General features: G+C 56.5%; 21 protein-coding genes and 1 riboswitch. Of the genes, 3 read left to right on the top strand and 18 right to left on the bottom strand.

From position 1 onward, the window contains the following. Nucleotides 1-1,437: a KpsE/RkpR family capsule polysaccharide export protein gene (locus tag BM347_RS06550; RefSeq protein ID WP_245764202.1), complete on the top strand. Its 1,437-nt coding sequence runs from the start codon at nt 1-3 to the stop codon at nt 1,435-1,437. Next, nucleotides 1,434-2,267: a 3-deoxy-8-phosphooctulonate synthase gene (gene kdsA, locus BM347_RS06545; protein ID WP_093915648.1), complete on the top strand. Its 834-nt coding sequence runs from the start codon at nt 1,434-1,436 to the stop codon at nt 2,265-2,267. Before BM347_RS06550 ends, kdsA begins: the two co-directional genes overlap by 4 nt. Here kdsA and BM347_RS06540 read toward each other — a convergent pair. The 17 genes from BM347_RS06540 to miaB all read right to left on the bottom strand — a co-directional run bounded on the left by BM347_RS06540 (nt 2,264) and on the right by miaB (nt 18,578). Then, nucleotides 2,264-2,920, bottom strand: a complete 657-nt coding sequence (locus BM347_RS06540) for a phosphoribosylanthranilate isomerase (protein WP_093915647.1) — start codon at nt 2,918-2,920, stop codon at nt 2,264-2,266. The two genes, kdsA and BM347_RS06540, sit on opposite strands and share 4 nt — an antisense overlap. A 34-nt stretch (nt 2,921-2,954) precedes the next feature. After that, nucleotides 2,955-3,305: a LapA family protein gene (locus BM347_RS06535; RefSeq protein WP_093915646.1), complete on the bottom strand. Its 351-nt coding sequence runs from the start codon at nt 3,303-3,305 to the stop codon at nt 2,955-2,957. After that, nucleotides 3,306-3,590 carry an integration host factor subunit beta gene (gene ihfB / locus BM347_RS06530; protein ID WP_093915645.1) on the bottom strand — a complete coding sequence of 95 codons (285 nt, stop codon included), beginning with the start codon at nt 3,588-3,590 and terminating at the stop codon, nt 3,306-3,308. It lies immediately after the preceding gene. Between the two features lie 271 nt (nt 3,591-3,861). Continuing rightward, a complete protein-coding gene (rpsA, locus tag BM347_RS06525) occupies nt 3,862-5,538 on the bottom strand; it encodes a 30S ribosomal protein S1 (protein WP_175498518.1) in 1,677 nt (558 codons plus the stop codon). A gap of 210 nt (nt 5,539-5,748) precedes the next feature. Beyond that, complete coding sequence (locus tag BM347_RS06520) at nt 5,749-7,113, bottom strand: KAP family P-loop NTPase fold protein (RefSeq protein ID WP_175498517.1); 1,365 nt, start codon at nt 7,111-7,113, stop codon at nt 5,749-5,751. Nucleotides 7,114-7,252: 139 nt separating this feature from the next. Continuing rightward, nucleotides 7,253-7,630 (bottom strand): rhodanese-like domain-containing protein, encoded by a 378-nt coding sequence (locus BM347_RS06515; protein WP_093916065.1) that lies wholly within the window; start codon nt 7,628-7,630, stop codon nt 7,253-7,255. 123 nt (nt 7,631-7,753) lie between these two features. Next, nucleotides 7,754-8,371 carry a (d)CMP kinase gene (cmk, locus tag BM347_RS06510; RefSeq protein ID WP_093915642.1) on the bottom strand — a complete coding sequence of 206 codons (618 nt, stop codon included), beginning with the start codon at nt 8,369-8,371 and terminating at the stop codon, nt 7,754-7,756. Further along, a complete protein-coding gene (aroA, locus tag BM347_RS06505; protein ID WP_093915641.1) occupies nt 8,368-9,720 on the bottom strand; it encodes a 3-phosphoshikimate 1-carboxyvinyltransferase in 1,353 nt (450 codons plus the stop codon). The genes cmk and aroA overlap by 4 nt, the downstream gene beginning before the upstream one ends. Nucleotides 9,721-9,856: 136 nt before the next feature. Continuing rightward, nucleotides 9,857-10,558, bottom strand: coding sequence for a tRNA (guanosine(46)-N7)-methyltransferase TrmB (trmB, locus tag BM347_RS06500; RefSeq protein ID WP_093915640.1), 702 nt, complete (start codon nt 10,556-10,558; stop codon nt 9,857-9,859). 133 nt (nt 10,559-10,691) lie between these two features. Further along, nucleotides 10,692-11,876, bottom strand: coding sequence for a methionine adenosyltransferase (gene metK, locus BM347_RS06495; protein WP_093915639.1), 1,185 nt, complete (start codon nt 11,874-11,876; stop codon nt 10,692-10,694). A 4-nt stretch (nt 11,877-11,880) separates the two neighbouring features. After that, a riboswitch (SAM-SAH riboswitch) is annotated at nt 11,881-11,928 on the bottom strand. Nucleotides 11,929-11,936: 8 nt separating this feature from the next. Further along, the gene (lnt, locus tag BM347_RS06490) at nt 11,937-13,454 is read right to left on the bottom strand and encodes an apolipoprotein N-acyltransferase (RefSeq protein ID WP_093915638.1); all 1,518 of its coding nucleotides are present in this window, start codon (nt 13,452-13,454) and stop codon (nt 11,937-11,939) included. Next, the gene (locus BM347_RS06485) at nt 13,454-14,359 is read right to left on the bottom strand and encodes a hemolysin family protein (protein WP_093915637.1); all 906 of its coding nucleotides are present in this window, start codon (nt 14,357-14,359) and stop codon (nt 13,454-13,456) included. Before BM347_RS06485 ends, lnt begins: the two co-directional genes overlap by 1 nt. Nucleotides 14,360-14,388: 29 nt before the next feature. Then, nucleotides 14,389-14,904, bottom strand: coding sequence for an rRNA maturation RNase YbeY (gene ybeY / locus BM347_RS06480; RefSeq protein WP_093915636.1), 516 nt, complete (start codon nt 14,902-14,904; stop codon nt 14,389-14,391). Between the two features lie 70 nt (nt 14,905-14,974). Continuing rightward, nucleotides 14,975-15,952: a PhoH family protein gene (locus BM347_RS06475; RefSeq protein WP_093915635.1), complete on the bottom strand. Its 978-nt coding sequence runs from the start codon at nt 15,950-15,952 to the stop codon at nt 14,975-14,977. Nucleotides 15,953-16,112: 160 nt separating this feature from the next. Continuing rightward, nucleotides 16,113-16,436 (bottom strand): hypothetical protein, encoded by a 324-nt coding sequence (locus BM347_RS06470; RefSeq protein ID WP_093915634.1) that lies wholly within the window; start codon nt 16,434-16,436, stop codon nt 16,113-16,115. 7 nt (nt 16,437-16,443) lie between these two features. Further along, a complete protein-coding gene (locus BM347_RS06465; protein ID WP_093915633.1) occupies nt 16,444-17,019 on the bottom strand; it encodes an OmpA family protein in 576 nt (191 codons plus the stop codon). A 239-nt stretch (nt 17,020-17,258) separates the two neighbouring features. Beyond that, nucleotides 17,259-18,578, bottom strand: coding sequence for a tRNA (N6-isopentenyl adenosine(37)-C2)-methylthiotransferase MiaB (miaB, locus tag BM347_RS06460; RefSeq protein WP_093915632.1), 1,320 nt, complete (start codon nt 18,576-18,578; stop codon nt 17,259-17,261). Between the two features lie 114 nt (nt 18,579-18,692). Between miaB and BM347_RS06455 the strand changes: the two genes are divergently transcribed. Then, a complete protein-coding gene (locus BM347_RS06455; RefSeq protein WP_093915631.1) occupies nt 18,693-19,562 on the top strand; it encodes a hypothetical protein in 870 nt (289 codons plus the stop codon). A 103-nt stretch (nt 19,563-19,665) separates the two neighbouring features. On the opposite strand, the gene BM347_RS06450 is transcribed toward BM347_RS06455, so the two are convergent. Continuing rightward, complete coding sequence (locus tag BM347_RS06450) at nt 19,666-20,409, bottom strand: DUF3800 domain-containing protein (RefSeq protein ID WP_093915630.1); 744 nt, start codon at nt 20,407-20,409, stop codon at nt 19,666-19,668. Nucleotides 20,410-20,428 lie beyond the last annotated feature (19 nt).

The raw sequence follows: 20,428 nt of genomic DNA, 5'->3' as shown, positions 1-20,428 counted from the left end.
GTGAAGGGCGAGCAGGATATCGATGCGATCCGCCGTGAAGGGCTGACAGGCAGACAATTGCGCATGGCCCGCCGCGTCGCCCAAAAACACGGGCTGGCCCCGACCTCGGATTTTGACGCGGTGCGGTTGCTGCGCGATGCGGGCATTGATCCCTTCCAACGTTCCAACATGCTGGAACTGGTCGTGCCGCAGGCAGGCGGCAGCTCCGATACCGACCGAGTGCAACTGCCCCAGACAGTGCCCGTAGGTGGTGCTGGCAACCTACCGTCGACCGAAGTTAATCCGATGGAACGTCGGATGCGCGAGATATCCGACATTCAGGCAGACATCAGCCGCCGCCGTCGTCGCAAAATGATGCTGCTTGTGGTGCGTCTGATGTTTTTCGTGGGTCTGCCTACGATTATGGGCGGGTATTATTTCTACAATGTAGCCACCCCCATGTATGCCACAGAAAGCCAATTCCTGATTATCCAGAATGAAGGTGGCGGCGGGCTTGGCCCCTTGGGCGGTTTGTTGCCCACGCAATTTGCGAACTCGGCCGACAGTATCGCCACCCAAAGCTATCTACAGTCCAAGGACGCGATGCTGCGCCTCGACAAGGATGTTGGATTTGTCTCGCATTTCTCGCAGGACAATATTGACCCGATCCAGCGGATGGACCCGGACGCCTCGAACGAAGAGGCGTATAAGTTCTATAAAAAGAACGTCAAAATCGGCTATGATCCCACCGAAGGGATGATCCGCATGGAAGTGATCGCCGCCGATCCACAAGTCGCGGCCGTGTATTCCGAGCATCTGCTGACCTACGCAGAAGAACGTGTGAACGGCCTGTCCCAGCAAAAACGCGAAGACGGGATGCGCGATGCCCGGATTGCATATGAGCAAACCGTTGATCAGCGCCGCGCCGCGCAAGAGGCTTTGATCAAACTACAGGTCGAAAATGGGGTGGACCCCGAAGCGGTGATCGCCTCGATCCGGGGCCAGATCAGCAACTATGAAACCCTGTTGCTGGAAAAAGAGCTTGAGCTGGCAGCCCTGATGGACAACCCGCGCCCGAACCGGGCCAAGGTTGACGGCGTGGAAGGCGACGTGCGCCGTATTGGCGTGCAGCTTGAACGGCTGAATGAGCGGATGAACAACGCGACCGAAGGCACCAATTCGCTGGCACAGCAAGCCGTTAGCCTGCAACTGGCGCAAGCCGATCTCGCCGCGGCAGACATGGCATTGCAATCATCGCAAACGCAGATGGAACAGGCTCGTACAGAAGCACAACGTCAGGTCCGCTATCTGACCATTGCCGTGCGCCCTGTTGCGTCGCAGTCTGCCTCTTATCCGCGCAAGTTCGAGAACACGATTTTGACATTCCTGATCTTTGCGGGCATCTACCTGATGCTGTCGCTCACCGCGTCGATCCTTAAGGAACAGGTAACAAAATGATCCAAGTCACTGTCGGTAATGTCGTGATCGGGAATGATCGCCCGCTGACCGTAATCGCGGGCCCTTGCCAGTTGGAAAGCGAAACACATGCGCAGATGATCGCCGGCAAGATGAAAGAAGCCTGCGACGCCGTTGGTGCGCAATATGTGTTCAAAGCCAGCTATGACAAAGCCAACCGCACATCACTGGGCGGCAAGCGCGGTCTGGGGATCGAAGAGGGTTTGCGCGTGCTGCAATCAGTTGGCAAAGCCAACGACGTGCCTGTGCTGACCGATGTCCATACCGAAGCCCAATGCGCCATCGCCGCCGAGGCCGTCGACATCCTGCAAATCCCTGCGTTTTTGTGCCGCCAAACCGATATGTTGCTGGCCGCAGGCAACACCGGCAAAGCCGTAAATGTCAAGAAGGGTCAGTGGATGGCCCCTTGGGAAATGACCAACGTGGTCACCAAGGTTGAATCGACAGGTAACAAGAACATCCTGCTGACAGACCGTGGTACGGCCTTTGGCTACAACACCTTGGTCACAGACATGCGCGGTCTGCCGCAAATGGCGCAAACAGGCTATCCCGTGGTGATGGACGCGACCCATGCGGTGGCAAGCCCCGGGGGCAAAGGCACGTCATCAGGCGGACAGCGCGAATTTGCGCCGGTCCTCGCCCGTGCGGCGGTCGCGATTGGCGTAGGCGCGGTATTCATCGAAACCCACGAAGACCCCGACAATGCCCCCTCTGATGGCCCGAACATGATCTATCTGGATAAGATGCCTGCGCTTATCGCATCGCTGATGAAGTTTGATGCGCTGGCCAAGGCCGATCCGATCGAAATCTAAACCTTCTCGGGGGCTTGCGCCGCTTGGCCAAATTTCTCGATCAACCCGGCGTCCTTGATGCCGGGTGCAGATTCCACAGCAGATGATACATCAACCTGACGCGCGCCGGTTATACGCACGGCCTCGACCAGGTTTTCGGGCGTCAGCCCCCCTGCCAACATCCACGGCTTGGGCCATTTCCGGCCTGCAATCAAACGCCAATCAAACGCCAAACCATTCCCGCCGGGCAGATCGGCACCCTTGGGCGGCTTTGCATCGACCAATATCTGATCCGCTACAGCCATGTATTGATCGATCTGGTCCAGATCGCCCGCATCCGCGACCCCCACAGCCTTCATCACGGGTAGACCATAGCGTGCTTTGACCTCGCGCACGCGCGCGGGTGTCTCGGAACCGTGCAGCTGCAACATATCGATTGGCACAACGGCCAGAAGGGCATCCAGAAACGCGTCATCGGCATTGACGATTAGGGCGACCTTACAAATGCCGTCAGGCACCTCCAGCGCCAGCGCGGTGGCTTCTTCAAAGCTGACATTGCGAGGGGATTTCTCGAAGAACACAAACCCGACATAGCGGGCATTCGCAGCCACTGCCGCCGCGATATCTGCCGCACTGCGCAGGCCACAGAACTTTACGTGCACTTTTGTCGACATTTGATTTCCTTGGGTCGCCAGAACAGACAGATAATCAGCTGGCGCGATCCAACAAGGCCAGCACGTCATCTTGGCCTTCGTATTTCTCGCCCTTAAGGCGCGCAACCTCGCGCTCAAGACGGCGCATTTCGCGGGCCTGACGCGCGGCTTCGGCGCGTTGATTGTATTCGCGGATCCATTCCCAGACGAACCCAACCAAGAGACCGGCGATAATGCTGCCCAAGATCACAATGAACAGCGGCACGTTGATTTCAGGATTTACCGCGAAAAAGCCCGACACCTCAGTTGGCAACAACCTAAGCGACACCACTGACCTGTTGGCCAGGGCGACAGCAATCAATGCAACGGCAAAGATCGCAATGCAAAGGTAGCGGACGTAGCGCATTTAGGAATTCCCGTTCAGACGATCACGCAGCAACTTGCCGGTCTTAAAGAACGGCACATGCTTGTCTTCTACATGAACTGTTTCCCCTGTGCGAGGGTTCCGGCCCACACGGGCATCACGTTTTTTGACAGAGAACGCGCCAAATCCGCGCAGCTCGACACGGTCCCCTTGGGCCATCGCGTCGGTGATCTCCTCAAAGATGGTATTCACGATTCTCTCCACATCACGTTGGTAAAGATGTGGATTGTCGTCTGCGATTTTCTGAATCAGTTCCGACCGGATCATGTAAAATTCTCCCCCGCGATGCGTTTTTGTTATTCAACTGACTATACCAACTCCAACGCGTTCGTGAAGTCTCACAAATCAACCATTGGCGCATTTACCTGCGCGAACCCGCTGATTTATGGTCGTTTTTTCACCATAATCATGCTCAACGGGCTTTAACACCCTCTTGCGTCACGGGATCGCCCCCGCAAGGCCACCCCGATTCGCATAGAAAAAGGCCCCGCAATCTGCATTGCGAGGCCCCGTAATTTTGCGAATTAAGCGCTTAGGCTTATTCGTCGCCCTTAAGAGCGGCACCAAGGATATCACCCAAGGATGCGCCAGAGTCAGAGGAGCCATACTGCTCGACTGCTTCTTTCTCTTCTGCGATTTCACGTGCTTTGATCGACACGCCCAAACGGTGCGCCTTGGTGTCAACATTGGTGATGCGAACATCAACCTTGTCACCAACCGAGAAACGCTCGGGGCGCTGTTCGGCACGGTCACGCGACAGATCGGAGCGACGGATAAAGGCTTTCATGCCTTCATATTCGACTTCGATGCCACCGTCTTCGATGGAGGTCACTGTCACAGTCACAACGGAACCGCGCTTAACGCCGCCCACTGCTTCTGCGAACTTGTCGCCGCCAACACCTTTGATCGAGAGGCTGATGCGCTCTTTCTCAACGTCGACTTCGGACACAACGGCCTGAACCATGTCGCCCTTGCGATAGTTCTGGATGGCGTCTTCGCCACGTTCGTCCCATGACAGGTCGGACAGGTGAACCATGCCGTCGATGTCGCCTGGCAGGCCAACAAACAGACCGAATTCGGTGATGTTTTTGACTTCGCCTTCGACTTCGGTACCTTCTGGGTGTGTTTCTGCAAACACTTCCCATGGGTTACGCTGTGTCTGCTTAAGGCCAAGGGAAACGCGGCGCTTGGCACCATCGATTTCCAGAACCATAACTTCGACTTCTTGCGAGGTAGACACGATCTTGCCGGGGTGTACGTTTTTCTTGGTCCAAGACATTTCGGACACGTGCACCAGGCCTTCAACGCCGGGCTCAAGCTCAACAAATGCACCGTAATCGGTGATGTTGGTCACGCGGCCAGTGTGAACCGATTCCAGTGGGTACTTGCCAGCAACCAGATCCCATGGATCTTCTTGCAATTGCTTCATGCCCAAGGAGATGCGGTGCGTCTCTTTGTTGATCTTGATGACTTGAACCTTGATGGTCTCGCCAATTGTCAGGATCTCGGATGGGTGGTTCACACGGCGCCACGCCATGTCTGTAACGTGCAGCAAGCCATCAACGCCGCCCAGATCAACGAACGCACCGTATTCGGTGATGTTCTTGACCACACCGTCAACTTCTTGGCCCTCGGTGAGGTTGCCAATAACTTCGGCGCGCTGTTCGGCACGGGATTCTTCGAGGATCGCACGACGCGATACAACGATGTTACCACGGCGACGGTCCATTTTCAGAACCTGGAACGGCTGCTTCAGACCCATCAATGGGCCCGCATCGCGCACGGGGCGCACGTCAACTTGGCTACCTGGCAGGAACGCAACCGCGCCGCCCAGATCAACCGTAAAGCCACCTTTAACGCGGCCAAAGATTGCGCCTTCAACGCGCTCTTCTGCGGCATAGGCTTTTTCCAGACGATCCCAAGCTTCCTCACGGCGCGCCATCTCACGAGAGATAACAGCTTCACCACGGGAGTTTTCGACCTGACGAAGGAACACTTCGACTTCGTCGCCGACTTCAACTTTGGGAGCTTCGCCTGGTTCGGCAAATTCTTTCAGCTCGACGCGGCCTTCCATTTTGTAGCCTACGTCGATGATGGCTTGGCCCGCTTCAATCGCGATTACCTTGCCTTTGACAACAGAGCCCTCTTCGGGCGTGTCCATTTCAAAGCTTTCTTCCAAAAGTGCTTCGAAGTCTTCCATTGAGTTCATAGCCATGTAGCTTGATTTTCCTTTAGCATTTGGTTTCTGGCCGCGCGGTTGTCTCCGCCGGTCTGTGGTTAAAATTGTCGTCCGTGTTGGGTCTCGTCCGCAAAGCAAAGAGGGCCGGATAAAACCGACCCTGCCTGATATATTGCGCCCGAAACGTGTATCCGCCCCTTAGACAGTCGCGCGTATAGGCCTGTTTTCCGCGAATGGCAAGGGTGGTTAGGTGTCCGCTTGCAGCTTGTGAACAGCGTCGAGCATGGCTTGATGCTCGGGGATGTAGTGGGGGGCGAGAAATTGGTAGACACGCGCCCAGTAAAAATAATCTTTGTTCATTTCGTCAGCGCGAAGCTGCTCATTTGAAAGCGTCAATAATTCAGAGAGGTTCTCTTTAATAAAGAAATTCTGTTTATTCGACCAGTCATTGTTGTCTTTTAGTGATCTTATTTTATTGCCTCTTGCTAATATCTCCTCAGCCTGACTAGGAATAATGTTGAAACGGTGAGGCAAAATTGTGCTCAATTCATCAAATCTCAGACCCGCCCCATCTTTAAAAGATAGCCACACCAAAAGCGCCACGTCGATTGGTCTTTCCGCATAAATAAGACACGCCAACTCCACTCGATCCAGCACCCGTTTGATTTGCCGCATCGAAAGTCCGCTTTCCGGTGCAAGCTCACTCGCCAACAGCGCTGCGCGGGCCACACCGAACTCCTCGTGATCACCAAACGGAATAGCTAAAGGCAACTCAGACGCAAGCGCCTCAGCTGCACTGGACAGGCGGTCCGTCTCCAGCTTCAGCCGCAGGTCCACAAACTTATCAAGGTAGGATTCGCCCTCGGGCGCTTTGCCAAAGCGCTTCTCGGCAACGGATTCCAAATAACCCCGATTAACCATCAGCACGAACACAAATCCGTCCTGATCAAAGACCAGCTTCATCGCCTCAAGCAGGGCAATCGCATAGTCAGGATGACAACGGTCCAGTTCATCAATCAGGATGATGATGCGATCCGTATCCCGTCCTTTTGTGATCTGCGCGTGCAACAGGTTCAGCTGTTCGCCCAACTCAAGCCGCGCTTTCTCAGCCTCTAGCTGCGTAGCAATCATATCACCCGCAGCTTTGGACAAATCCTGCCCCGCCAACTTCGCGATGTCGTGCAGGCTACCCGCCTCTCCATCGCCCGTGGCAACGGCATCTACCAACTCATCAAATCCTTCACGCAACGCCGCCCTCGCGATTGCTTTTGTTCCGGCGATGCCAATCTTTTTGGCCATCCCGAATGCAGCGTCACGCCTCTTGGTTTCTTGCTCAGGCACCATCCCCAGCAACGCGCCCAAAAACGTCACGACAGGATCACCCGAATGATCCGACAGTCGAGCATCAATTTGCACGACACATTCATCAGCGGCCTCTAGCTGCTTGGCCCACCGCTCGCGAAAGAACGTTTTGCCGCGCCCATATCCCGCCTCAATCGAGATTGTCCGATGGTCGGTGATGGACGTAACAAGGTTGGTAAACGCCACGCCACGTTCTTTGAAACCCAGCAGGTCACCTTTCCAAATTTCACTCAGCTCTTCTTCTGTCATTGCCCTGCCCCGGATGATGTCCCCTATCATTCCCCAAAAACGAAAAAGCCTCCAGAATTAACTTAGAGGCGCATACAGGCAGTGCTTCGGTAGAAAAGGTAAACCTCTGCGCCCGCGTTCGAGCGCAGAGGGTATTGGCTTAGGCCTCGGTCGGGCCGCCCGCGTCTTTCCAGTCGGAAAATCCGCCGATATTGGTCACGTTTTTATAACCCATGTCGTGCAGCGTCTTGCCGGACAGCGCCGCTTGACCGCCTGCACCACAGATCAGATAAATCTCGGCGTCTTTCTGGAAGATCGGGTTATAAAGCGCCTCCACCTTCGGATCAGCGCGGAATTCGATCATGCCGCGTGGCACACGATGCGCGCCCTTGATGGTGCCGCTGTTCGCAATGTCAGCGGAATCGCGGACGTCGATAAACACGCCGTTGCCCTCGGCATGTTTGGCAATCGCATCTTTAGCGTCCATTTTCGGGACCACTGCGTTGGCAGCATCTAGGTAATCTTGGGCGGTTTTCATCGGGATGGTCCTTGTATGATCAATGCGCTCTGCCGCGCCCTCTAAACCGCGGCGTTCACCATAAGAACGCGCGGCTTTCTCATACTGTTCCATCATTCCAGAACGACTGTGCCGGCCAATGGCCTATTCTGCGATGCGTGACTTAATCAGTTCGATCGCGCGGGCCACGGCGGTGGCGATGTCCATGGTTGATGTATCCATCTCCACGGCGTCATCGGCGGGCTTGAGCGGTGCCTCCGCTCGGGTACTGTCACGGGCATCGCGTGCCTGGACCTCGGCCAGAACTTCCGCAAGCGTAACGTCAAAGCCTTTCGCCGCCAGCTCGGCAAATCGGCGTTCCGCGCGAACCTCGGGCGTGGCGGTGACAAATAATTTAACCTGCGCATCGGGGCAAATCACCGTCCCGATATCGCGCCCGTCCAGAACGGCCCCACCCGCGCGCATGGCAAAACTGCGTTGAAAATCGACCAAGGCAGCCCGCACTTCCGGGATCGCAGCCGCTTTGCTGGCAGCCTCGGCCACCGCATTGGTTCGCAACTGGTCATTGTCCAGATCGCCCGCAACCAAGGTTAATGCCGCCTCTTCCGCCGTCATCCCCTCAAGCACCTTTGCGCCAACGGCACGGTACAAAAGCCCCGTGTCCAAATGCGCAAAGCCGAAATGCTCGGCCACGGCGCGCGATACCGTGCCCTTACCCGCCGCCGCAGGCCCGTCGATGGCAACCGTAAAGCCGTCTTTCATGCGGTGACCCGTGCAACATTTGCGCCCAACCGCGCCATCAACGGCTCGAATATCGGGAAAGACGTAGTGATCGGCGCGCCGTCATCAACGCTGACAGGTGCATTCGCAGCCATGCCCAAAATCATAAAGGACATCGCGATACGGTGGTCCAACTGGCTGGCACAAGTGGCACCACCCGGAACATTGCCATGGCCCAGCCCCGTGACGGCCCACCAATCAGGGCCTTCGTCAACCTCGACCCCATTGGCGCGCAGACCCTTGGCCATCGCATCAATCCGGTCGCTTTCCTTGATCCGCAATTCCTTGACGCCGCGCATCATGGTCTGGCCTTGGGCAAAGGACGCCACCACAGACAGCACGGGATATTCGTCGATCATCGACGCGGCCCGCGCAGGTGGTACCTCGATGCCCTTCATATCGGGCGAGAACTTGGCGCGCAGATCGGCGACAGGCTCGCCACCCTCGGTGCGTTCGTTCTCATAGATCAGGTCGGCCCCCATTTCGCGCAGCGTGGTAAACAGCCCCGCCCGCGTCGGGTTCAGGCCGATTCCAGGCACCAAGACATCCGACCCCGGCACAATCAGTGCCGCACAAACTGGAAACGCGGCCGAGGACGGATCACGCGGCACATCCACATGCTGGGCCTGCAACTCGGGCTGGCCCGTCAAGGTAATAACGCGCCCCTCATCTGTATCCTCAACCGTGATCTCGGCCCCAAAGCCCGACAACATACGCTCGGTGTGATCGCGCGTTGCCTCGGCCTCGATCACCACGGTCTTGCCCGGTGCATTCAGCCCCGCCAACAATACCGCTGATTTCACCTGCGCCGATGGGACAGGTACAACATAGCGGACCGGAACCGGTTCTGCCGCGCCAACGATTGTCATCGGCAACCGCCCACCTTTGCGCCCAACGGCCTGTGTGCCAAACAACGCCAACGGGTCCGTCACCCGCGCCATGGGCCGCCCGTTCAGACTGGCATCACCGGTAAAGGTCGCAGTGATTGGCGATGTCGCCATCGCACCCATGATCAACCGCACGCCGGTGCCGGAATTGCCGCAATCGATCACGCCCTCAGGCTCGGCAAAGCCACCAACACCAACACCGTGCACTGACCAATTGCCGCCGCCCAAATCGGTAACCTCGGCCCCAAAGGCCCGCATCGCGCGGGCCGTGTCCAACACGTCATCGCCCTCCAGCAAGCCGCTAATCGTGGTCTCACCCACACACATCGCACCCAGGATTAGCGACCGATGCGAGATGGATTTATCCCCCGGCACCTCGGCAACCCCGCTCAGGGGGCCGCAAGCAGACGAGGTCATAGGAATAGGCGTGGCGTGACTGGACATGGGGTAACCTCAATCTGAATTCTGACCGACGTCATAAACCAGCCCGCAGGTGCCGTCCATAACCGCGGGGCCTATCTTCTCTGGCTTCTAAATATCCATGGGGGTCCGGGGGCAATCAGCCCCCGCTGCGCACCGTTTAGCGTTTGCGGAAAGTCAGATAATGCGGCACGCGCCCTTCGCGCAGGGCCTTTTGCTCGTAGCGGGTGGAAATCCAGTCATCCCACGGCTCTTTCCAGTCCGCCGGACGTTCGGCCAGCCATTCAAAGCCGTGGCGCGGCACTTGCTCCAACGTCTGGCGCACATAGTCCTCGATGTCCGTGGCCACGCGAAAGATCGCGCCCCGCTTCAGTACCCGCGCCAAAGGCTCCAGATGCTCTGGCGTGACAAAGCGGCGCCGGTGGTGGCGTGTTTTGGGCCAAGGATCAGGGTAGAGCAGAAACGCGCGGTCAATGGATGCTTCGGGCAGCACGTCGAAAATGTCGCGGGCATCGCCGGGGTGGATCGCAACATTGCTGACACCTGCGCGCCGGATTTTCCCCAACAGCATCGCAACGCCGTTGATATAAGGTTCGCAGCCGATAATGCCCACGTCGGGATTTTGCGCCGCCTGATGCACCATATGCTCGCCGCCGCCAAATCCGACCTCAAGCCAGACGGGCTTGCCATCGAACAGCCCCTGCAAATCAAGTGGCGTGCGTAACGGGTTGGCCTCCCAATCAACGGGGCCAGGCGACAGCGCATCAAGGTCTTCCTCAATATAGCCCTTTTGGCTTTGCTTGAGGGATTTGCCTTTGAGGCGGCCATAAAAATTGCGACGGGGGCGTATAGGATCTGTCATGGCGTTGCCTTTAGCGTGACACCCACGTCAGCGCAACGGCCCGCGGCAGCTGGCCCAAACGAAAACGGACCGCTGATTGGGTCAGCGGTCCGTGTCAATTAGGTCAAAGTGACCAGCAGTATCGCGTCAGCCGTTAAAGCGCCGCCTTCAACGCATCGACCAAATCGGTCTTTTCCCAGCTAAACCCGCCGTCGGCCTCAGGCGCGCGGCCAAAGTGGCCGTAAGCCGCCGTGCGTTCGTAGATCGGCTTGTTCAGTTGCAGATGCTCGCGGATGCCGCGCGGGGTCAGATCGATGATTTTGCCGATGGCCTGCTCAATTGCGGAATCCGCAACGTCAGCGTCGCCGCCAAATGTATCGCAATAGATCGACAGGGGTTTGGACACCCCAATCGCATAGCTTAGCTGGATCGTGCATTTTTCAGCCAGCCCTGCGGCCACGACATTCTTGGCCAGATAGCGCGCAACATAGGCCGCCGAACGATCAACTTTTGTCGGGTCTTTACCAGAGAATGCACCACCACCATGGGGGGCCGCGCCCCCATAGGTATCAACGATGATCTTGCGTCCAGTCAGGCCAGCGTCGCCATCAGGACCACCGATGACGAATGTACCCGTAGGGTTCACCCACCACTCCGTATCGGCGGTAATCCAGCCTTCAGGCAGCACTTCGGTGATATAGGGTTCGACAATATCGCGGATATCGGCGCTAGTTTGCGTTTCGTCCGCGTGTTGTGTCGACAGAACAATAGACGACACGCCAACCGGTTTGCCATTCTCATAGCGCACCGACAGCTGGCTTTTCGCGTCAGGGCGCAACGTCGGCTCGGTGCCGTCTTTACGTACTTCGGCCAAACGACGCAGGATCGCGTGGGAATAATGGATCGGGGCCGGCATCAGCTCGGGCGTTTCGGTAGTGGCGAAACCAAACATGATGCCCTGATCGCCAGCGCCCTCTTCCTTGTCGCTGGACGCATCAACACCCTGCGCAATGTGGGCGGATTGTTCGTGCAGCAGGTTGGTCACTTCGCAAGTGGCGTGGTGAAACTTGTCCTGCTCATAGCCGATGTCTTTGATACAGGCGCGGGCGATATCTTCGATCTTGCCCATGTATTCGCTCAGCTTGTCTTTATTCGACAGCCCCACTTCGCCGCCGATCACGACCCGGTTGGTGGTGGCAAAGGTTTCCGCCGCAACGCGGGCTTCGGGCTCTTCCGTCAGGAAGGCATCCAAAACGGCGTCCGAAATTCGGTCGCAAACCTTATCAGGGTGGCCTTCGGAAACGGATTCCGAAGTAAATGTATAGTTTTTCCGGGACATATAGTGCTCCAATAGTTTTCATAGCCACGTCAGGAAGCCGTTGTGGCCGATGTATTGGACCTATCGTTGACTGCCCCGAGGGTCAAATGTTAACTTTCGGCGGCGCAGCAACAGCGCGCTGACGAGCCCGATCAGCAACACCGCCAAAAACGGCAATTCGCCAAACCGGCTGTAGGGGGTCGGCGCGAGGGCCTCGGGCAAAGCTGCGTCCAAAAACCCCGCGGTGTTCAAGGCAATGCTATCGGTGAGCCGCCCCTTGGGATCAATCATAGCAGACACGCCGGTGTTCGCCACCCGCGCCATCGGCAAACCTTGTTCGATGGCGCGCATTCTGGCCTGCGCCAGATGCTGCAGCGGCCCCTGCCCTTTGCCGAACCATGCGTCATTTGTCAGCTGCATCAGGAATGCGGGGCGCTCGGGGGCTGCATTTACATCGCGCGCGAACACAGCCTCGTAACAAATCAGCGGCAAAGCCATGCCAAGCGCGCCCATATCCACCAGCGCCGGGCCAATGCCCGAGGAATAGCCATTGCCAAGCTGCGCGGCAAAGCTCCTGATGCCAAAATGGGTCATGAAATTGCCAAAGGGAATGTATTCGCCAAACGGCACAAGATGGTGCTTGTCATAGGTCTGGAGCACGTCGCCCGAAGACCCGACCAAAACCGATGAATTGTAATATTGCATTCCGCCACGCCGCTGGATGCCCAAAAACACAGGCGTGCCACCTGCCGCAAAGCTGATCTGGCTCAGCGCACCGCCCGCTAAATCCAAAGGCCAAGGAATGGCGGTTTCCGCCCACAGGATCAGGTCGGGTGCAGCCCCTTCGATCAAGGGTGGCGCGCTGGTATATGCCAGTTGCCGCTCATAGAAGTCTGATATCTTAAGAGGGTCCCATTTGTCTTTCTGCGCCGCATTGGGCTGGATCAGCCGAACCGAATGTTCGGTGACAGCAGAGGGGGCGGCGGCGAACGGAACAGTCAATGCAACCACAACCGCAAGGCGGGCCAACAACGCTGCAAAGCGATTGGTGAATACAGGGTGCGGCGGACGCGTAAAGACAGCGGCACCGGCAGTAAACGTCATTGTCATGCCATAGGGACCAACATAGGCCAGCCCTTGACCCGGCCAGACATCGATCAAACTTTGGCTGAACATCCCCCAGGGAAAGCCGCTAAACAGATAGCCCCGCAGTATTTCAGCCGCAGACAGAAAAAAGATCAGCGGCCAGATACGGTCAGACACCCAGCGTGACAAACCAAAGGCCGCTGCCCAAAACAGCGCCAACCCGCCACACATACCAACCAGCGCAAAGGGTGCCATCCAGGCATAGCGTTCGGGGTCGACCATAAAAGGCGAGACCAACCACATCAAACCATGCAGAAAATACCCGAAGGCAAAGCCCCACCCAATCGCGACTGCCTGCCATGGGCGCGCACTATGCTGAAAAAGGGTGATCGCAACCACCAATCCCAGCAATAACAAAAGCGGCTGATCATAGGGTGCTTGGCCAAATGCGGCCACGGCCCCCGCCCCGACAGCTGCCGCAAAACGCAGCCAAGCAACCGCCTGAGGCGACATTACGCTGATCCGGCGACACGCACCCGAAGGCGCTTGATGCGGCGGGGGTCAGCGTCGATCACTTCGAATTCAGGCCCGTCCGGATGCACGACGATTTCGCCGCGTGTGGGCACGCGCCCCGACAGCATAAAAACCAGCCCGCCCAAGGTGTCGATTTCCTCTTCGTCGACATCGTCATGGTCGGTCAGGGAATGGCCAATCTCGGCTTCGAAATCCGTCAACGGGGTCTTGGCAAGCGCGATGTAGCAGCCGGGCTTTTCAACAGTCCAGTTTTTGCCCTCGTCCACGTCATGTTCGTCTTCGATCTCGCCGATGACCTGCTCGATCAGATCCTCGATGGTGACCAGCCCGTCGACGCCGCCATATTCATCGATCACCAGCGCCATGTGACGTCGTTCTGCCTGCATCTTGGTCAGCAGCACGCCAATCGTCATCGACGGCGGCACAAACACAAGCGGGCGCAACATGGACCGCAAATCAAAGTCATCAGTCTTGGCATTAAAGCCATAGGTCAAAGCAAGGTCTTTGAGGTGCGCCATGCCGATCGGCGTATCAAGGGTGCCGTCATAGACCGGTAAACGGGTCAAACCGCTGTCTTTGAACACCGCCACAAGTTCGTCCATCGTCGAGGTGATGGGCACCGCTGTGATATCCGCCTTGGGAATGGCCACGTCATCTACGCGCATGCGGCGCAGGTTCATCATACCGCGTGCGGATAACCGGTCTGCCTGCGGAGAAACGGTATCGTCCTCTTCGGGGGCTTCGGGCGCGCTGAGCGCACCAATAACGCGGGAAAAGAAACCACCTGATTTTGGTGCGTCTTCTTCAACGGTTTCTATGTTCTCAAATTCGTCCTCGAACCGCGCGCTCTGCGCCGCCTCAGATGATCCGTCTGTATCGCCCATCGGGTCCTGTCTTTGTTGCTTAAGGCAAGCTAGGCGCTTGCGTGATCCCTATATGGGTCATCAATGCCCAATTTGCCAAGTATTTCGACTTCAATCCGTTCCATGAGCGTTGCATCCGCGTCACGCTCGTGGTCATAGCCCAAAAGATGAAGCAAACCATGAACGGTCAGATGCGATACATGATCCGCCATTGATTTGCCGGCGCTTTCAGCCTCGGCCGCGCATGTGTCATAGGAAATAGCGATATCGCCCAGCTCCAACGCGCCGTCAAAGTCTGGCTGCACGGGCAGCGGATTGCCGCCGTCCTGCGCGGCCCCTCGCTCATCCGCAGGCCAGCTTAGGACATTCGTGGGCTGAGGTTTGCCGCGAAAATCGGCGTTTAACTCCGCAATGCGGTCATCGTCACAAGCTAGAATGGAAACCTCGGCCAGTTCCGGGTCAACGGATAGATGCGTCAGGGCGGCAGTAATTGCGCGGTCGGCAAGTGTTGCGAGGCCCAAATCGTGCCAACGGGAATCCTCAATAGCGATGTCGAGCGCGTTCATAAAGGGCAGACCGGGGGCCAGCCCCCGGACCCCCGGAGTTTATTTGGCAAAATGAAAGCAAAACCGGGCATCAGCTGTGACCGGTATCTGCCTCATAGGCCTCGATGATTGCAGCAACCAAGGGGTGGCGGACCACATCCTTGGAGGTGAAGTAGTTGAAGCTGATTTTGGGGATGGTCTTTAGCAGGCGTTCTGCATCTTGCAGGCCAGAGGGCACACCGCGCGGCAAGTCGATTTGCGTGCGGTCCCCGGTGATCACCATCCGCGACCCTTCGCCCAAACGTGTCAGAAACATTTTCATCTGCATCGACGTGGCATTCTGCGCCTCGTCCAACACCACGAAGGCGTTTGAAAGCGTTCTGCCGCGCATAAAGGCCAGTGGCGCGATTTCGATTTTCTTATCCTCAAGCAGCTTGGCTAGCTGTTTGCCCGGCAGGAAGTCGTTGAGCGCATCGTAAAGCGGCTGCATGTAGGGGTCGACCTTGTCCTTCATGTCGCCCGGCAGATACCCCAGCTTTTCGCCCGCTTCGACAGCAGGACGCGACAGGATGATTTTATCGACATGTCCCCCGATGAACATCGACACACCCACAGCAACGGCGAGATAGGTTTTACCGGTCCCCGCAGGGCCGATGCCAAAGGCCAGTTCGTTGTCAAACAGCGATTGAACATAGTCTTTTTGCGCGGCGGTGCGTGGTTCAACCCGTTTCTTGCGTGTCTGAATTTCGATCCCGTCCAGAATTGGCATTTCAATCTGGTCACCCGCCCGCACACCGGTGCCAGCAGCGGAATCTCCCATGCGCAGCATGCTTTCCACATCCGCAGGTTCAACCGTGCGCCCGCCTTCCAAACGCGCATATAGCGCATTCAGAACGGTTTCGGCACGGGCCGTCGCATCATCATCACCGATAAGCGAAAGCTGATTGCCACGTCGCACGATCTGCACGCCGAGGGTCTTTTCGATCGCCGCCAGATGCGCGTCATATGCACCGCAAAGATCAATCAGCAAACGGTTGTCCTGGAATTCCAGCAAACGTGCGGTGTTCATAGACGGGGGGGAGATATCTGTGGACGTCAATGCCTGTTCCTATTTTGAAGTGCCTGTTTATCTATATGGGGTTTACGAACGGATTGAATACCCCGGTTTGAGACAAAAAAGGCCGGAGCGTAAACACCCCGGCCTGAATTGATGTATATAGGGCAAGAAATCAGTTCGGATCCCCGATTGTTGACCCGGTTTTGAAGTCGCCAGCGGTATACGTTGGTGCCGCAACGCCGGAGCAGACCGGTTTGCCGTATTTGTCGATCCGTGCGCTCAGATATCCTTCGACGCCATCATCAATGATCCAGTGGTCGCAGCCGTTTGGATCCACCCAGATGCCCGCCTTGAGTTGGCTCAGATGCTTGCGGTCAAAGCCGCCATCATAGGTTTTATCAGCAGATTTACCAAAAACATCGCTAATATCAGCGCAGGCTGTCAGGCCAAAAGCGCAGGCTGTTGCCAATATAATTTTCGTTCTAAACACTTTCATATCCCCCTTAGCGAATGCAGATAATCTCGACGCGGCGGTTCTTTGCCATGCCTGCCGCGGTCGCATTTGTCGCGGCGGGCATGCGTTCACCATAGCCGCGCACATCTGCGACGCGCGCACCGGTCCGGGCCGCGACAGCAGCAACAGACTTGGCACGGTTCAGTGACAAACGCATGTTATACGCATCAGAGGCCCTGCTATCTGTGTGGCCGGTGATGATATATGACATAGCATTGGCGGATTGGAAAAACTCTGCCAGACGTTGCTTGCCCGGGCCGCTGATACGGTAGCTGTCCGTCGCAAAGAACTGATCCGTATTCATCACACCGCACATGTTACCACGGCGACACACAGGAATGCCCTGCCGATTTACGTGGGGTGTCATGTACCCTTCGGTACCGTCATCCATGACCCAATGTTCGCACCCATCAGGGTCGACCCAGATTGTCGGTATGTATCGTCCTTTGTCACGACCCGCTTGTGATCGTGTCTGTGCATCAGCGCCGGACGCCTGAAGTACGAATGCCACGGCAAAAAGTGCCCCCACGAACAACCGGACGGCTTTGGAAATAGTGTTTAACACAGCCCTCGTTCCCTATCTTATGCTTCAACTTATGTTTTGGCGAAAGATACCACGCCTGCGCAGTACAGTAGGTACTCTCACAATATGTTGTAACGATAAGAGGTTAATCTGGACCTGTGAAGTCAGAAAACCGAAATATGTGCCATATTGCAGCCATGATTGGTCAAATTTGGCCCGATCACGTTACAATACCACCCGAAAGGCAGGATTTACTGCAAATTGCTTACAATCTGGCCGCGTTACAGCTCTACCGCCGTCAGCGAGTTGGTTTTCGCATCGACGATTCTTACCCGCGCCACTTCGCCGACCTTGGCAGTGGCGTTATCGATATGAACCGAATGCAGGTATTCCGACTTGCCGACCATCTGCGCCGTTTCGCGTCCGGTTTTCTCGACCAGAACTGACAGATCCCGCCCGACCATTGCATTTTGGATGCTGCGCTGTTGTTCGGTGATCAAGCCCTGCAACCGCTGCAAACGTTCATCTGCCACAGCAGCATCAACCAGCGTGCGTTCCGCCGCAGGGGTGCCGGGACGGGTCGAATATTTAAACGAATACGCATAGCCGTATTTGACCTCGCGGACCAAATCCATGGTCGCCTCGAAATCGGCATCGGTTTCTTCGGGGAAGCCCACGATGAAATCACCCGACATCACGATATCTGGCCGCGCCTCGCGAATACGCTCGATCAGGCGCAGATAACTGTCGGCAGTATGGCTGCGGTTCATCCGCTTTAGGATACGGTCTGACCCGGATTGCACGGGCAGGTGCAGATAGGGCATCAGCTTGTCGACCTCGCCATGGGCGGCGATCAGCGCGTCATCCATGTCGTTGGGGTGGCTGGTGGTATAGCGGATACGCTCCAATCCGTCGACCTTGGCCAGCTCGCGGATCAGGCGGGCCAGCGTGTAATCTGCACCCTCGGATCCGGCCCCGTGATAGGCGTTGACGTTCTGACCCAGCAGCGTGATCTCGCGCACGCCGTTTTCGACCAGCTCGCGCGCCTCGGTCAGCACACGGCTTGCGGGGCGGGATACTTCGGCACCGCGGGTATAGGGAACAACGCAAAAGGCGCAGAACTTATCGCAGCCTTCCTGAACGGTCAGAAATGCAGACGGTGCGCGAACAGCTTTACCGCGGCCCTTCATCTTTTCGAATTTGTCTTCCTCGGGGAAGTCCGTGTCGAGCGCGGTTTGACCGCTGCGAACGCGGGCCTCCATCGCGGGCAGACGGTGATAAGACTGCGGCCCGACCACCAGATCGACGGCGGGCTGACGGCGCATAATCTCGGCCCCTTCGGCCTGGGCGACACAGCCAGTCACACCGATCTTCAGATCGGGGTTCAACGCCTTGAGCGGTTTCAAACGCCCAAGTTCGGAATACACCTTTTCGGCCGCTTTTTCGCGGATGTGGCAGGTGTTGAGCAAGATCATATCGGCGTCATCCGCCGTCTTGGTCTCGACATAGCTGTCGCCCAAGGCCTCGGCCATGCGTTCACTGTCATAGACGTTCATCTGGCACCCATAGGTTTTGATGAACAGCTTTTTTGGCGCGGTCATGGCAAGGTCCGTTGTTACGATATGCAAAATCGCGGTCTAGCAGCGCCAGCGTTCTCTTGCAATGCGTGCCGATTTGGCTGATTTAGAAAGGATCGCATAAACAAATAGGTCCCCATGCACTATCGCAGCCTTGATCATTTTCTGACCGATGGCAAAGACGCGCTGACCCAAGGGCCGATTGCGATGGTTCTGGTCGAAGATGACGTCGAAATCGACACTGCCCTGCGCCACCATCATCAATTGGGCTTTGCCACGATCATCGCCTTCATGCCCCCAGAATTCGATCTGGCCCGCGATGTAGAAGAACTGGTGATCCGCGTGGATTACTCCATGGCCCAAGACCACGCGATGGAGACGGTGATCAACCGGATGATCGAGGCCGCCAACGGCGAATGGCTGTATTACTGCTACAACGCCGAATACCTGTTCTATCCGTTTTGCGAGACCCGCAATGTCATCGAAATGCTGGCCTTTCACAGCGAAGAGCGCCGCGATGCCATGCTGTCCTATGTGATCGACCTATATGCCGATGATCTGACGGCCCAACCCGACGCGGTGTCGCTGGATTTCGCCCATCTGGACCGCTCGGGCTATTACGCGCAGGCCCGCCCCGATGGCACGCCGTCAAACCATCCCAAAGAACGCCAGCTGGATTTCTTTGGCGGCTTGCGCTGGCGCTTTGAAGAGCACGTGCCCCCCGCCCGCCGCAAGATCGACCGCATTTCGCTATTCCGCGCCAAGCCCGGCCTGCGCATCCGCGCCGATCACACGTTTAATGACGAGGAATACAACACCTATTCCTGCCCCTGGCACCACAATATCACCGCCGCCGTCTGTTCGTTCCGCACCGCCAAAGCGCTAAAAAAGAACCCCGGCAGCACGTTCGATATCGAAACCTTCAAATGGCACAACTCCGCCGCCTTTGAATGGCATTCCCGCCAATTGCTGGATTTGGGGCTGATAGAGCCGGGGCAGTGGTTTTGAGTGGGTTTTGTATGGGTTGGAGATTTTAAGGGGTTAAAAGTGGGGGTGGGCGACGGCTGCGGTGCAATCAGAGCTCATAATGCTTCGATCCGAAGGGGTGCTGCTAGCCACGAATACCACTCCGAACCGACTTTTGATTAAACCGGTCTTCAAAGTATGTTCTGAATATCTCGTTTTCGGGATATTCTAAAGGAGCCTTCCAAACTGCGCCAAAGCGTCCAACTAGGCCTGCAATCCAATCTGCAGCTTGCATTGTCTGATAGCGGTGGCTTTCGACCTGAAATGGTGGCTCGATTAAGCAGCGCCTCGGCTCAGCGGAATTATACATCGCTATGGCAGCCTCTGTAATCAATGCATCTCTTTGATCATGCTCATCAAGTGTCAAAATAAAATTCTCACATGGATCGCAATCTTCTTCACAGTGCTGATTAAGACGTTTGATCGCCTCTCTCAATACAATGCGGTAGAGTTGGTTTGGGTTATGATCTTCTGGAGTGTGGGGCTTTGTACCACCAACATGAAACAAAAAACCGCCTAGTTTGTCGATTTGGTTAAATAACCTGAACGTGAAACGGCGGAGTTCTGCATACTTCATAACATTCGCTACTGTGTAAAGACTCGCCCCTTTCTTTTCCCAGACTGCTGGATGTTGTCCAGCCCGATGTATCTCAAACGACAGTAACTCCTGTTTTCGTTGGAAGAACCAAGTCCCGAACCCTCGCACTTGTTCTATCGGCAAGGCGAACCCTGCCAAGCCGAATACTGGACTATCATTATGGCGTTTATCTATTCGGCTGATGTATGGCCCAATGTGCCCAAATTCGTCCAAATAAACTACGTAAGTCAATCACGCCTCCTAAAACACG

It is taken from the genome of Sulfitobacter marinus, assembly GCF_900116285.1.
In the GTDB taxonomy this organism is placed as follows: Bacteria; Pseudomonadota; Alphaproteobacteria; order Rhodobacterales; family Rhodobacteraceae; genus Sulfitobacter; species Sulfitobacter marinus.
This window is presented reverse-complemented; position numbering and strand designations above follow the sequence as displayed.

What these genes read in the sequence shown, in the direction of transcription:
- kdsA (WP_093915648.1), top strand. Translation starts at nt 1,434, where the DNA reads ATGATCCAAGTCACTGTCGGTAATGTCGTGATCGGGAATGATCGCCCG.
- BM347_RS06540 (WP_093915647.1), bottom strand. Translation starts at nt 2,920, where the DNA reads ATGTCGACAAAAGTGCACGTAAAGTTCTGTGGCCTGCGCAGTGCGGCA.
- BM347_RS06535 (WP_093915646.1), bottom strand. Translation starts at nt 3,305, where the DNA reads ATGCGCTACGTCCGCTACCTTTGCATTGCGATCTTTGCCGTTGCATTG.
- ihfB (WP_093915645.1), bottom strand. Translation starts at nt 3,590, where the DNA reads ATGATCCGGTCGGAACTGATTCAGAAAATCGCAGACGACAATCCACAT.
- rpsA (WP_175498518.1), bottom strand. Translation starts at nt 5,538, where the DNA reads ATGGCTATGAACTCAATGGAAGACTTCGAAGCACTTTTGGAAGAAAGC.
- BM347_RS06520 (WP_175498517.1), bottom strand. Translation starts at nt 7,113, where the DNA reads ATGACAGAAGAAGAGCTGAGTGAAATTTGGAAAGGTGACCTGCTGGGT.
- BM347_RS06515 (WP_093916065.1), bottom strand. Translation starts at nt 7,630, where the DNA reads ATGAAAACCGCCCAAGATTACCTAGATGCTGCCAACGCAGTGGTCCCG.
- cmk (WP_093915642.1), bottom strand. Translation starts at nt 8,371, where the DNA reads ATGAAAGACGGCTTTACGGTTGCCATCGACGGGCCTGCGGCGGCGGGT.
- aroA (WP_093915641.1), bottom strand. Translation starts at nt 9,720, where the DNA reads ATGTCCAGTCACGCCACGCCTATTCCTATGACCTCGTCTGCTTGCGGC.
- trmB (WP_093915640.1), bottom strand. Translation starts at nt 10,558, where the DNA reads ATGACAGATCCTATACGCCCCCGTCGCAATTTTTATGGCCGCCTCAAA.
- metK (WP_093915639.1), bottom strand. Translation starts at nt 11,876, where the DNA reads ATGTCCCGGAAAAACTATACATTTACTTCGGAATCCGTTTCCGAAGGC.
- lnt (WP_093915638.1), bottom strand. Translation starts at nt 13,454, where the DNA reads ATGTCGCCTCAGGCGGTTGCTTGGCTGCGTTTTGCGGCAGCTGTCGGG.
- BM347_RS06485 (WP_093915637.1), bottom strand. Translation starts at nt 14,359, where the DNA reads ATGGGCGATACAGACGGATCATCTGAGGCGGCGCAGAGCGCGCGGTTC.
- ybeY (WP_093915636.1), bottom strand. Translation starts at nt 14,904, where the DNA reads ATGAACGCGCTCGACATCGCTATTGAGGATTCCCGTTGGCACGATTTG.
- BM347_RS06475 (WP_093915635.1), bottom strand. Translation starts at nt 15,952, where the DNA reads ATGAACACCGCACGTTTGCTGGAATTCCAGGACAACCGTTTGCTGATT.
- BM347_RS06470 (WP_093915634.1), bottom strand. Translation starts at nt 16,436, where the DNA reads ATGAAAGTGTTTAGAACGAAAATTATATTGGCAACAGCCTGCGCTTTT.
- miaB (WP_093915632.1), bottom strand. Translation starts at nt 18,578, where the DNA reads ATGACCGCGCCAAAAAAGCTGTTCATCAAAACCTATGGGTGCCAGATG.
- BM347_RS06455 (WP_093915631.1), top strand. Translation starts at nt 18,693, where the DNA reads ATGCACTATCGCAGCCTTGATCATTTTCTGACCGATGGCAAAGACGCG.